This window comes from Niallia sp. NCCP-28 (assembly GCF_023168165.1).
Classification (GTDB): Bacteria; Bacillota; Bacilli; order Bacillales; family Cytobacillaceae; genus Niallia.
In genome coordinates this window covers 256430-269116 of the sequence record NZ_BQYJ01000001.1, presented here as the reverse complement: position 1 = coordinate 269116, position 12687 = coordinate 256430, and the positions used below count along the sequence as shown (strand labels likewise).

Below are 12687 nucleotides of genomic sequence, written 5' to 3'. Positions count from 1 at the left end.
AAGGGCAAACTTTCATTAGAAAAAAAGAAGGATGGTAAACATGCTGAAAAAACTTTTATTACTGACAATATGGTTTTTAGTGCTATTTCAACTACAAGATGTTATTTATGCAAAAGAGGAAAATTCAGATGATTTTTCTTTGGGGCATGATATAGAATTGCTTCCATGGACAGAAGCAGATAAAATAGTGCCTAGATACAGCAAGTTTACTATTTTAGATATAGAATCAAAGAAAATATTTCATGTGCAAAGAAGAGCTGGTAGTCAGCATGCGGATGTTCAACCTCTTACACCAGAAGATACAAAAATCTTAAAAGAGATTTATCATGGGAAATGGAGTTGGAAAAGAAGAGCCATTATTGTACTGGCCAATGATCAATGGATTGCTGCTTCCATGCATGGCATGCCGCATGGTGCTGGGGCATTAAATAATAATTTCCCTGGCCATTTTTGTGTCCATTTTCTTGGAAGCACTACACATAAAAGCGATAAAATGGATATATCTCATATGTTGATGGTTTATAAAGCAGCTGGTGCGCTTCCAGACTATCTAGACCATTTGGATGCAAAAGAAGTAGTAGTTTCTTTTGTCGCAGGAATAAAAGAACAAGACACCTTTATCTTAAAACAAATGGCAACAGAAAAGCTTGAATGGAAAAAGGAATTAGCTTCCTTAGAAAATATTCGTTTAATGGATTTGAAAGAAATAACTAGTTATGATGCCGGTACAATAAAGGAATATTCCGTTGAATGGCAAATTTATTTAGAAAATAGAAAGCCTTTTAAAGAAACAAAAAAAATCATGTTAATCAGAAACTCTGAACTAGAACCATGGAAAGTGGTTGTATATCCTAATTATTTGAACAAAAGCAAATAAGTGAAAAATTAAAAAAACTGCCTCTTCCATTGCAAATGATTCTTCAAAATGGAAGAGGCAGTTTTTTGCCTTTGCTTATTGTTTCATTTCTCCAAACTTAGCGAATGTTTTTTCATCTTCCACTAACCCACATGCAGCACATTGAATACGATACTCTGGCCCCTTGTAAGCCATGTGAAATGGAGATAGATTTTCTTGTGAATACTCTTCTAAGATATTTCCAGTTTGAGGATCTAATTTAACAGACTGGGCTACTTGCTGAATAAGGTTAAATCTGCTTCTATTTGTTTTGCAGTTGGGGCAGCAATACGGTGCTGTCATATTATTACTCCATTCTTTATATAAATTCTTACCTTATTATTTTTTCCCGTTTCGGTATTTTTATCCACATAGATAGAATGTTTGCTTTTGTTATATAAAAAACAACCATTTCTATCCATATAAGCAATAATTAATTTATTTATCCTATTAATGCCTTTTTGAATTGTAATAGAGTCCATTTTATTGCATTTTATGTTATCAGGTTGTAATAAAAGACATATTTACTCGATTTTTAAAAACTTGTCAATAGTTAATTTGATCTAAAATATGGTTTTTATTAATGGATTTCTCCTTTTATGGATATTTCTTAAGTGGCATATTTTGTAAAAATAAATTCAGTTTGTTATTGATATATCTAGCTTTCTTAAATTCTCCTTAATTTTTTATTTTATAATCTTTTAATCTCTTTTTAATTTGAGAGATATTTCCACAAATATGACAAAAAACCTATGATATGATTTGTTTGTAAGACGGAGCACACAAATAAAAAACTATTAAACTACTAAGTTCAGCATCCAAGGAGGATCTTAATATATGAAGAAGAAAAACATGATTTTATCAGTGGCAGCAGCGTCAGCATTATTAATGTCTAACCCAATGGTGAACAAAGCAGATGCAGCATCGAATACAGCACCAGTACAAAATGCAAAAGTTATTTATCAATCATATAATTTAAATCAAGATCAAATAAATAATCTATTAAAAAAATATGCAGCAACAGGTACAGTGGATATTAATAAATTAATGGCTGAATTGCAAAATGGACAAGCGGCAAAAGCAAGTACCGCTACTAACAAACCTGCTACAACAACACAAAAACCAGCAACAACAACAAATACAACAACACAAAAACCAGCAGCAACAGCAAATACAGCAACACAAAAACCAGCAGCAACAACTCCAGCTACAAGCACGTCTACACAAGCAACATCAACTGTAAGTGCATTTGAAAAGCAAGTAGTAGAGTTAACAAATAAAGAGAGAGCAAAAAATGGCTTATCTGCATTAACATTAGATACAGAATTAAGCAAAGTAGCTCGCGCGAAATCACAGGATATGAGTAAAAATAATTATTTCGACCATAATAGCCCAACCTATGGAAGCCCATTTGATATGATGAAACAATTTGGAATTTCTTATAAAGCAGCAGGCGAAAATATTGCAAAAGGCCAAACTACTCCAGAAGAAGTTGTAAAAGCATGGATGAATAGTGAAGGACACCGTGCCAATATCTTAAGCAGCAAATTTACGCATATTGGAGTGGGGCATGTAGCGAATGGCAACTACTGGACACAACAATTTATTGGCAAATAAAAACTAGCAGCAATTTAAAACCTAAAAGGCGCCATAGCCTTTTAGGTTTTTTAGACTGGTGAAAAATGCTCGTTCTTTTGGTCACCCTCAATTTCCGTGGTGCTTTTCACCTGAAAAATGACAACTTAGCTCTTTGAAAAGGAGGACCATTTGATAGTCGAGTGTTTTCATTCAGCTTGAATTTTTCCTTTACAACTTTTGGAGCATTTTTTTATATCTTTCCTTATAGAGTATGTAAACATGCTTTTATTATCCTAGATGAAATGCTATTAGAAACGCTTTTGAAAGAAGTTTTTTTGTTTTGATTAAATCAAACAAAAAAGTGGTTTTTTCCAAAAGAAATTTATATAATATATTTTCCTGCATGATTAATAGTAAAAAAATGAAATACTTTAATCATGAAAGGGAAAAATAGCATAAATATGATTTTTAGGAGAATTAAGCGTGAAAATAAGACAAGGAATGATAGAAGATTTACCGATGATTATGAAGTTTGTGCAAAGATCAGTTATTTTAATGAATGAAGAAGGAAATGATCAATGGTCCTCCAAGTATCCAAAAGAGGATGATTTTAAAAAAGATATAGAAAATCAAACATTGTTTGTAGCGGAATCAGATGGAGTTCCTATTGGCTCTATTACAATTGATCAAATTGGCGGGAAAAATTATGATCAAATTGATTGGACGTATAAAGACAGAGAGTTTTTTATCATACATCGTTTAGTAGTGAATCCAGAGATTAGAGGCGGGGGAATTGCAAGTGAGCTGCTCGCATTTGCTGAAGTGTATGCAATCGAGCAGGATGTTTTTTATATAAAAACAGATACGTATGCTTTAAATGATAAGGCCCAAAATTTATTTGTGAAAAATGGATATAATAAAGTTGGAGTTTTTCATTTTGAAGGAAAAGAAAATCCTTTTTATTGTTATGATAAATCTTTTTTGTAAGTAATTGAAGAAAAATGATTAAATAAGCTAATAAATAAGAAGGCAGCCTCTAAAAAATGCTTAGACAAATAGGCTCCTTCTTTTAATTTTGTCGAAAATATATGGTGTAGATGCCATTTTTATAAGAAAATTGCAAATTGCGTTCTTCTACTCTGTTTGGTAAGGCAATTTGTTTGATAAACTGCAGGTTTTGTCTTTCTTTTAGATAATAAGCACAGTTTTCTTGCAAAGATCGGTAATAGCCTTTAACTTCTATTATATTATTATCCAATAAGTTTACTTGAATTTTGTTGCTATCCATTCCAGGAAGCTCCATATCAATATAAAAGTAGTTGTTTTTTTGATACATATCACAGACAGGAAATATGTTGCTGTTTTTGATGGAAGGAGAGTTTGTGATAGGTAATGGATTAGAAGATTGATGTTGAAATAAGTTTTGCCAATATTCTTCTTTTTGAAAGTGCTCAGCAAATTGATAAATATTTTTTAAATTGTCAAAATTCATAAAAATAGCCTCCGTATTTTAATAACTGATTAGTTTATTTCGGTTACATCAATTTCAGAGTAACTCATTTCATTGCTTTTTTGAATTTTAATTTCTAATATACCTTCTTTAAAGGCAGCGATTGACCCTTTTTTGCGGACGACTGAAGGCAATGTAATGATATGTTTATCTGATTCTTTGGGGATATGCTGAATAATTACTTGGTTGGAAGTATAATAAATTTTAATGTTTTTCAGCCATGCTTCATCAAGAATTGGAATCCGGACAAAACAATGATGATGAGTTTCAAATACAACATAGTCGAACAATTTATTTGCAGTTTGATTAGCAGTGTTGCTATTATTTGCGGAAGTTATATTTTTAAACATATCTTGAGGATTCATTTTCTGCAAAGAGTCGGGCATCATTTTATCCATCATTTCTTGTACATAGTTTTGTATATCAGCAGGCTTCATTCCATTCATTTTTGATTTTGCATCTTTATTAAAAGGGAATAAATTCCAAGGGAACATATGAAATTCTTCCTTTCTGTGTTTAAGAAGTAACCTACTTTACAGGTCTTTTTATCTTATGCACAAATGCCTAATTGGTGTTTTTCCTTTTTATTATGTATTAACGGGCAGTAAAACCCGTACCTAAGGGAGTGTAAGAGAAAACGAGAAATCTAGGTAGGAAAAACTTGCCTGTAAAAGCTTAATGAAAAATACACAGGCTTATATATAGAACCTACGTCCTTTGGCAGCAGCCTCCACTAATAATCAGCGGGGGAACGAAGGTGGGTGAATAATAAAGATGAATTTTTATTAAACTTGGCCAGTGATTGAATGGAGGGTCATTTACTTCTCATATCTTTCAAGAAAATGATCTAATCAACAATGCTTTAAACTGGGAAAAAGATAAATAAAAAGTGGATTGTCTTTTGCAACATTCCACTTTTTCATTCTATTAAATTGCTTTTAATACGAATTTATTTCTTTGGATAAAATACAATCTGGTTGTAAGAAAAATTGCTCCTGTGCCAAGTCCTGCAATTAAGCCAATCCAATAGCCGAATGGACCAAAGGAAGAATAGTTTGCAAATAAATAACCAAGAGGCAATCCAATGATCCAATAAGATATTAAGCACATGACCAATGTAATATTTACGTCTTTATATCCTCTTAAAGCCCCTTGGATTGGTGCTTGAACAGCATCAGATAGCTGGAAGAAAATAGCGTATATAAGAAATTGGGAAGTAAGCTGCAGCACATTTTGGTCATTTGTATAAATGCCTGCAATATCTGTTCGAAATGCAAGGAGGATGATGCCGCTTATAAAGGCAATGGCTACTGCCAAACTAACTCCCATCCAACTATATATTTTTGCATCTTTTAGGCGATTTGCGCCAACTTCAAACCCAACTAAAATGGTTAATGCACTTGAAATGCTAAGCGGCACCATATATAACAAGGAAGCAAAATTAATGGCCGCTTGATGTGCGGCAATCGTATTAGTATTATAATTGCTCATTAAAATGGTAACAGCACTAAAAATGCTTGTTTCAAAAAAGATGGAAAAACCAATTGGGATGCCAATTGCTAATATTTCCTTCCATTTTGTCCAAGAAAGGCGATGAAACATGCTGAATAATTTAAAAGAAGCAAAAGGCTCCTTATGGCGGACGATATAAAAGGCGATAATAAGCATAATCCAATAAGTGATGCTTGTTGCAAATCCGGTGCCTACGCCGCCAAGTTCAGGGAAAAACCATATGCCATTAATAAATAAATAATTTAAAGCAATATTAACAGGCAAGGATACTAATGTAATAAACATCGTCACTTGCGTTTGCCCGAGTGCATCAATAAAGGAGCGCAAAACAAAATATAAAAAAATTGGAATGATGCCAATGCTTAAGGCATACAAGTAATGGGCTGCAATGTTTTGCACCTCTTTTGCAAGACCCATTGATGCTAAAACAGAGTCTAAAGCAAAGTAGCCGACTATAATAAGAAGCAAAGCCATTACGATGGCCAAATAACCAGCCTGGACAATAGAAAAGCTGATTTTTTTTTGCTCTTTTTTTCCCATCAACTGGGATACAATAGGCGGAATCGCCAGTAAAATCCCACTTAATCCAGTATAAATGGGGGTCCATAAGGAACTTCCAACAGCTACCCCTGCAAGATCTATAGGATTATAATGCCCTGCCATAGTGGTATCAAAAAAAGTTAATCCGAACATGCCAACTTGGGTTATAAAAATTGGCAGCAAAATAAAAAATAATTGTTTTAGTTTCTGTGTTGTTGTATAGGTTTGATTCATATAGTATACTCTCTTTCATATCAGTAACGCTAAGTATTATATCATACTAAAGACAGAAAATGAGATCTAAGTATTTTGTTTGGCTACAAAAAAGATTTGTATATCTTTTATACAGTATAGAGAGATTTCCGGGAACGGAATCGAGCGTTTTTCCCGCAGAAGTTGCCATTTGCAGCAGAAATCAACCACTATTCTACCAAAAAAATGACAAAAGCTCTCGAGAGCTTTTGTCATTTTATATATAGTAGAAAGCAAGTCGAGATTCTCCTGATAGATGGATGAGACATATGGGGAGAAACCTGCTGAGTAAAATCCTGGTTAGCTGCACTTTAGGCTTCCAAGCGATCATCCTGATTGTCTTCCATTGCAGAACTCCGCAATGAATGAAGTGTATACAAGTCTTTTGGGATTTCATATAAAAAATAAGTGTTTCCATTGTTATTTAATTTTTCTAATAAAGTTTTTCTTGTGTCATTAGCGAAAATAACATATGGGAGTTTTTCGGCAGCTTTTTGGGAGCGGATATTTTTGCTGTTAATTTTCATAATAACTGATTCTATATCCAGCTCATAAAACAGTTCAGAAAAAAACTGTTCTTTTGCGGGTCTATTATATCCTAGACCATGGTATGGTTTGCCAATCCATGTGCCAAGAAATCCAGTATTGTCGCTGATATCAAATAAATTAATTGTCCCGATTGGGTTTTGCCATTCATCTAATATTGTCCGGGAAATCAACTCGCCTTGATCTTCTGCTTCAATGGTTTGTTTGGTTAAAAATAAGTATTCCTCATAAGAATACGCTTTTTGGCGAACGAATGGAAAAACATCTGGGTGGCTCATCAGTTCAAACAGTACATGGCATTCTTCAAGATCTCTTTTTTTGAGCATAAAAAAATCCCTCCGATTCTACTATGAGGGCAGATTTTCTCTAAAGACAAAAAAGCAAACCCACCCTCGAAATTTTTTATAGCTTTCTAAAAAATTTCGGGGTGGGAATCGAACCCACTAGAACCAATACGGTGGCGCACCATTTGCCTTCCCATTATTTTATTCCCTAAAAAAGACAGGCTTAATCCTTTAAAAATGCAGAGAAGATTTATGTGCCTGTTAGGTATTTTTATTATGTTGTAATAATAAATTCATTAATTTTATTTTACAAAAAAATACTGGAAATGAAAATAGGAAAATGTAAATTTTATGTTTACTTAATGTTAATTTTTTTCTTGCGAAATTGAAATAAAAAATAAATAAGAATAGCAAAAACTGCAATAAGAATAATTGGTGTTAAATAAGGTTTGGCATATGTCTCAATATTTTCCCAACTGCTTCCAAGCTTCATGCCAAGCAATAAAAAAAGCACTGTCCATGGAATAATGGCAGCAGTTGTATATAAAATAAATTGGCTAATCGGCATTCTCGCAATGCCAGCAGGAATACTAATTGCGTGTCTTACAACCGGAATAAACCTGGCTAAAAAAATCATGCCTGTCCCATGTTTTAAAAACCATGATTCTGCAGCATCAACATGTGACTTTTTTATTAACAGATACTTCCCATACCGATCAATAAAAGGTCTGCCTCCATAATATCCAATCCAATAAATAAACAGCTGGGCAATCGTGCCGCCGATTACTCCAGCAAGTAGTGCACCGATGAAAGAAACTTCCCCTAGATGGATAAGATAGCCTCCATAACTTAGCACAATTTCACTAGGAATAACTTCAATCATCAGTCCAAGTGCAATCCCTAAATATCCTAAAGAGGATAAAAAGTCAAAAATAGTAGAAACAAATTCACTCAAAATAATCTCTCCCATATATTTTTCGAAAACATCTATGTATATCATGTAAAAGATGTTAATAATAGTATACATGACCAATCTTAAAAGGAAAAATTTATTCAAGCAATCAATAAAAATAATTGAAACATTTACTTCCAATAACCGTATATACTAATACAAATATGCAATAATATATGATAAATCGTGGAGGATTTTATATGGAGATAAAAAATGAGGATAAACTATTTGCACTAGCTATCTATGCTTCTAGTTTTTTTACAATATTTTTGGGACCCTTAATTATTTGGCTGATCAAAAGGGATTCCGAATTTGTCAATTATCATGGCAAGGAGTATTTTAACTTCTTAATATCGTATACCATCTATTTTGTGATAAGCGGTATTTTAACACTTATTTTTATTGGGTTTATATTAGGTGCGATTGTAAGTCTATTGATGTTTATTTTTACAATCATTGCTTGTATAAAAGCATATGAGGGAAAAGAATACCGTATTCCTATGGTTATCCGTATTATTCGGTAATAATAGGCTATTTTCATTAATTTTTGGATTGCAATCATACAGGTGGAATCACTTACCCCTATCTTATCAGCTTTTTCTCTCCTAATGAATGAAAAGAGAAAAGAGAAATCTAGGTGAGGAGAAACTTGTTGAGTAAAAGCTTGATTGGTAGTTGAACTTTATAAAAAAATCCTCTTTTTTGCTGCCAACTTTGCAAAAAGAGGATTTTTTTTGAATGGAAAAGATAATATGCTATAATTTCCTGTTAGAAGTTATTGATTAATGGAAGGAAAGAGTAGAGAGATGATGGAGAAAATTGGACTCGTATTAGAAGGCGGAGGAATGCGCGCTGTCTATACAGCAGGGGCATTAGAATATTTTTTGGAACATGATATTCATTTTCCATATGTAATTGGTGTATCGGCAGGAGCGAGTTATGCTGCATCTTACTTATCGAAACAAATGGGAAGAAACAAAAAGGTAAGTTTAGATTATGTGAAAGATCCACGTTATATGTCATGGCGCAACTTTCGCCATAATCGCCAGTTTTTTGGCATGGATTTTATTTATGATGAAATTCCTTCCAAAATAGTGCCATTTGATTATGAAACCTTTTATGCAAATTCTGCGCAATTAAAAATAGGAACAACAGATGTTTACACAGGAGAAAGTATTTTTTATGGCAAAGAAGACTACAAAGAAGAGCTATTAAAAGTATTGCGCGCATCAAGTTCTTTGCCTTTTTTAGCTCCTCCTGTAGCATTTAAAGATAAGTTATTATTAGATGGAGGCATTTCAGCGAGCGTTCCCATTGATGTTGCCAAACAGGATGGCTACACAAAAAATGTGGTCATCTTAACAAGAAACAAGGGATACAGAAAATCAAAATCTCGTTTTCACTATTTTGTGGAGAAAAAATATCCCCAGTACAATGGGTTGCAAAAGATGATGAAGGAAAGATTTTTTCATTATAATAAAACGATGGATTATTTGGATCAAGAAGAAAAAAACGGCAATATTATTATTATTAGACCATTAGAGAGGCTTGCCGTTGGGAGAATGGAAAGAAATCCTCAAAAGCTTTCTGCACTTTATTTCCAAGGGTATGAGGATGCAAAAAAAGCAATGCATTCTATTAAACAATTTCAATTTTAGGGAAAAACCAGGTGGAAGCGGACATTCTCCGCTTCCACCTGGTTTTTAATAGCCTTTTAGTTTCATTTTTCCGATTGCGGCATATTCTCTTGCATACAAGGGGAGTTTTGCCCAAAAAGGGGTTTTTGCAGCAAGTGGATATGCTTGAATGCCCTCTTTTTTTGCAATAGTGGTGGCGCGGAATAGATGAAAATCATTGCTGACAATAACAGCTTCTTCTATGGCAAAAAGTTTTTTTGCGAATTGAATATTTTCATAAGTAGAGGTAGATTTGTTTTCTACTAAAATACGATTTTCTGGTACTCCTTTTTTTAGAAAAAAGTTTTGCAGGGCTTCTGCCTCTGTGGTTGTTTCTCCTTTTCCTTGGCCTCCTGTTACGACAATTTGACTTTTTTGATTTTTTTCCCAATAAGCAAATGCAGTTTCTGCCCGATATTTTAATGGTTTTGATAATTTCTGCTCATTTGCTTTTGCCCCTAGCACAATAATATAAGGGATATTGTTAGGAGGGGGTATAGCAGCTGTTTGTTTTATTTGTATGTAATAAAATGCAACCATGCCAAAACAGGCAACGACTAGGCTAATCGCCAGATAAAAAAGTTTTTTCAAAAAAGATTCCTCCTTTTTATTCATAGAATGCTATGTCGTTTAATAGAATAAAATAAACAAGCTTCTAATAGTAACTGTTGATTTTTTTGTTAAGGAGATTAGTAGAATGGACATTCAAAAATATTATAGGCAAACGGCTTTTGCTTCCTTAAATGCTAGTGTCATAAGCTGTATTCCAATTTTCTTTTTAACTTCTTTTTTTGTTAGCATGCATCTAAGTGCAAAATATTTTTTATATATGCTTCCATTTGCTATATATAGCATCACCTCTTATGTATTGTACCAATTGGATAAAAGGCGTTCTATTGAGGCGCTTTTGGAAAACTCGAAGGAAAAAGAATCCTCTCTTTTAGAAAAAAAGACGGTTGTGTTATCCTTTCTTCCAGCTCCTTCTTTGAGAATGCTGATTTTTGATTGTGATGGTGTAGCAGTTGGTGAAATTAGAGACGAAAAGTTCCATCTTGTACGCTGGTATCTTCCTTATTTTTTGGATAAGCTGTATGCAAAAAATTACGGTTTTTATAGCAGCAGCGGCATGCTTCAATATACTTTTACAATAAAGGGAAAAACGATTGAAATAAAAAACAAAAAGGGAAAAAAAATCAGTAAAATCATCGAACAGAAAATGGATAAGCCTTCTAAATCTGTATTTACATATGGAGAAAATACTATCATTATGAATAAAAGCTTGGCCTTTACCGATTATCGTTTTGAAAAGGCCAATGGTTTGCCTCTGGCAATATTGCAAAAAGGATTATTGCCAAAGGAATGGAGCAAAAGATTTTTGAAACCTAATATACCATTGCTATCCATTAATCATGGCCTCTCCAACAAAGAAATTATTCATCTTTATGCATTGCTTGCAAAAATTTATGCCTATAAAGACCATTAGCAGTATATTAGACGGGGAGCGTTTGGAAAAGTTTCAACTTGGCTAAAAGGAAACTTCCAAAAGAGAGTTTTTCTATTTGTTAATAAGGAATAAAAACAAAATAAACAGCTAAAGGGAAAAAGAAATTTCCCGTTTCCCTTTAGCTGTCAGTCTGTGCATTCAATTTTTCCCTGATGCGTCTTTTGCGATAGAGCATATCTCCAGCTTCGGCTATTGCTTCGATGCTGCCTCTATTGGAGAAAGCGCCAAAAATTATGCCGAAAACAGGCACCATTTGAAATAATTTTTTCCATCCAAAAGAGTCTCTATATGCAAATACGACTTCTCGCCATCCCTGCATTTCGGAAACCACTTCTCTTTGAATATGTTCGTTGTTTTGGTCAAAATCGGCAATCTGTTTAAGAATGGCTTCTTTTCCAACAATATCGGCAGAAACAAACTGCAAACATTTCACGATGAAAATTCTTTCTTTTTTATCATTTGGATTAAATCCATAACATATCGCAATATCTTGCAGTATTTTGAGCTGCATAGAAAGCAGTACAGGAATATCTATGCTTAATGTGAAAATACCGCCTACACCTGTGCTTGCCCCTTGCAAGGTTGCCCATTTTTTTCTGCTTTTTGTGATTTGTTCGACAGCAGTTTTCATTTCCTCTATCGGCAAGGTTTTTACTTCTTCAAGTGTTTGGATAGAATGTTTTTGGTAAATTTTTTTGACAGAAGAAATACTGCTTAAAAACTTCCCGCCGCTTTGAATATAATGGCCCATCTCATCAAGAAGCTGTCCAATTTTTTTTTGCATAAAAGCAGGTGTCCATTTGTCTAATAATTTAAATGGAAGTCTGCCAAGTTTTTCCCAAAACCATAAATTCCGCTGCTCTTTTTCCCATTTATGAATGTCTGCCAATTCTTTTAGCAAATACTGCTGATCTTCCATTTCTAGTAACCCCTTTATTAAATCAGTATTATATGGTATGAGAGTTTATACGGATAAACAGCAAAAAAGTTTCGTCAATTAAAATCTGCTCTTTATTGGCTGAATAAAAGTTTTCGAAACATTTGTCTTGCTTTAAAAAAGTTTATACAGTAAGATAGCATTAATTAAATAGTAAAGGATCATAAGTGACAATAAACCAAGAAGTGCTGCAGTTTGTGTTGATCGACACCCATTGTTTTAAGCTTCTGTTTAGTGGAACTTATTGATCGCCTTCGGGGTAGGGTGAAATTCCCAACCGGCGGTGATGAGTTTAGACTCTAAGCCCGTGACCCGGCTTATAGGAATATAAGTCGGTGGATTTGGTGAGAAACCAAAGCCGACAGTACAGTCTGGATGGGAGAAGGAATAGCGAAGTTTGTGTAGATTCTTTTACATATCTTTTAGTGTAGAATTTTTAGCATAGCAAAATGTTATTTTTGCGCATGTTTGTTTGTTGAACATATTAATTGTGCTGCAAGT

At 33.6% G+C, this 12687-nt stretch carries 14 protein-coding genes and 1 riboswitch; of the genes, 6 read left to right on the top strand and 8 right to left on the bottom strand.

Translation table 11 applies throughout. From position 1 onward, the window contains the following. The first annotated feature begins 40 nt into the window (after nt 1-40). Complete coding sequence (locus NCCP28_RS01295; RefSeq protein WP_248559606.1) at nt 41-877, top strand: hypothetical protein; 837 nt, start codon at nt 41-43, stop codon at nt 875-877. Between the two features lie 75 nt (nt 878-952). Here NCCP28_RS01295 and NCCP28_RS01290 read toward each other — a convergent pair whose 3' ends face one another. Beyond that, on the bottom strand, nt 953-1198 hold the full coding sequence (locus tag NCCP28_RS01290; RefSeq protein ID WP_248559605.1) for a DNA alkylation repair protein: 246 nt from the start codon (nt 1196-1198) through the stop codon (nt 953-955). 534 nt (nt 1199-1732) lie between these two features. On the opposite strand from NCCP28_RS01290, the gene NCCP28_RS01285 reads away from it, so the two are divergent. Next, entirely contained in the window at nt 1733-2512 is a 780-nt protein-coding gene (locus NCCP28_RS01285; RefSeq protein WP_248559604.1) for a CAP domain-containing protein, read from the top strand. 444 nt (nt 2513-2956) lie between these two features. Then, on the top strand, nt 2957-3460 hold the full coding sequence (locus NCCP28_RS01280; RefSeq protein ID WP_248559603.1) for a GNAT family N-acetyltransferase: 504 nt from the start codon (nt 2957-2959) through the stop codon (nt 3458-3460). Nucleotides 3461-3542: 82 nt separating this feature from the next. On the opposite strand, the gene NCCP28_RS01275 is transcribed toward NCCP28_RS01280, so the two are convergent. The 5 genes from NCCP28_RS01275 to uptA form a co-directional block, all read right to left on the bottom strand. Continuing rightward, complete coding sequence (locus NCCP28_RS01275) at nt 3543-3965, bottom strand: Hsp20/alpha crystallin family protein (protein ID WP_248559602.1); 423 nt, start codon at nt 3963-3965, stop codon at nt 3543-3545. A 29-nt stretch (nt 3966-3994) separates the two neighbouring features. Further along, entirely contained in the window at nt 3995-4477 is a 483-nt protein-coding gene (locus tag NCCP28_RS01270) for an Hsp20/alpha crystallin family protein (RefSeq protein ID WP_248559601.1), read from the bottom strand. 433 nt (nt 4478-4910) lie between these two features. Further along, the gene (locus NCCP28_RS01265) at nt 4911-6269 is read right to left on the bottom strand and encodes an MATE family efflux transporter (RefSeq protein WP_248559600.1); all 1359 of its coding nucleotides are present in this window, start codon (nt 6267-6269) and stop codon (nt 4911-4913) included. A 329-nt stretch (nt 6270-6598) separates the two neighbouring features. Then, the gene (locus NCCP28_RS01260) at nt 6599-7159 is read right to left on the bottom strand and encodes a GNAT family N-acetyltransferase (protein ID WP_248559599.1); all 561 of its coding nucleotides are present in this window, start codon (nt 7157-7159) and stop codon (nt 6599-6601) included. Nucleotides 7160-7472: 313 nt separating this feature from the next. Continuing rightward, the gene (uptA, locus tag NCCP28_RS01255) at nt 7473-8072 is read right to left on the bottom strand and encodes an undecaprenyl phosphate transporter UptA (RefSeq protein WP_248559598.1); all 600 of its coding nucleotides are present in this window, start codon (nt 8070-8072) and stop codon (nt 7473-7475) included. A gap of 197 nt (nt 8073-8269) precedes the next feature. Between uptA and NCCP28_RS01250 the strand changes: the two genes are divergently transcribed. After that, the gene (locus NCCP28_RS01250; RefSeq protein ID WP_248559597.1) at nt 8270-8593 is read left to right on the top strand and encodes a DUF4870 domain-containing protein; all 324 of its coding nucleotides are present in this window, start codon (nt 8270-8272) and stop codon (nt 8591-8593) included. A gap of 261 nt (nt 8594-8854) precedes the next feature. Beyond that, nucleotides 8855-9727 carry a patatin-like phospholipase family protein gene (locus tag NCCP28_RS01245; RefSeq protein WP_248559596.1) on the top strand — a complete coding sequence of 291 codons (873 nt, stop codon included), beginning with the start codon at nt 8855-8857 and terminating at the stop codon, nt 9725-9727. A 45-nt stretch (nt 9728-9772) separates the two neighbouring features. On the opposite strand, the gene NCCP28_RS01240 is transcribed toward NCCP28_RS01245, so the two are convergent. Further along, nucleotides 9773-10336 carry a YdcF family protein gene (locus tag NCCP28_RS01240; RefSeq protein WP_248559595.1) on the bottom strand — a complete coding sequence of 188 codons (564 nt, stop codon included), beginning with the start codon at nt 10334-10336 and terminating at the stop codon, nt 9773-9775. A 106-nt stretch (nt 10337-10442) separates the two neighbouring features. On the opposite strand from NCCP28_RS01240, the gene NCCP28_RS01235 reads away from it, so the two are divergent. After that, nucleotides 10443-11228, top strand: coding sequence for a hypothetical protein (locus NCCP28_RS01235; RefSeq protein ID WP_248559594.1), 786 nt, complete (start codon nt 10443-10445; stop codon nt 11226-11228). A 139-nt stretch (nt 11229-11367) separates the two neighbouring features. Here the strand turns inward: NCCP28_RS01235 and NCCP28_RS01230 are convergent, their stop codons facing one another. Then, complete coding sequence (locus NCCP28_RS01230; RefSeq protein ID WP_248559593.1) at nt 11368-12168, bottom strand: EcsC family protein; 801 nt, start codon at nt 12166-12168, stop codon at nt 11368-11370. Between the two features lie 264 nt (nt 12169-12432). Further along, nucleotides 12433-12577: riboswitch (FMN riboswitch) on the top strand. Nucleotides 12578-12687 lie beyond the last annotated feature (110 nt).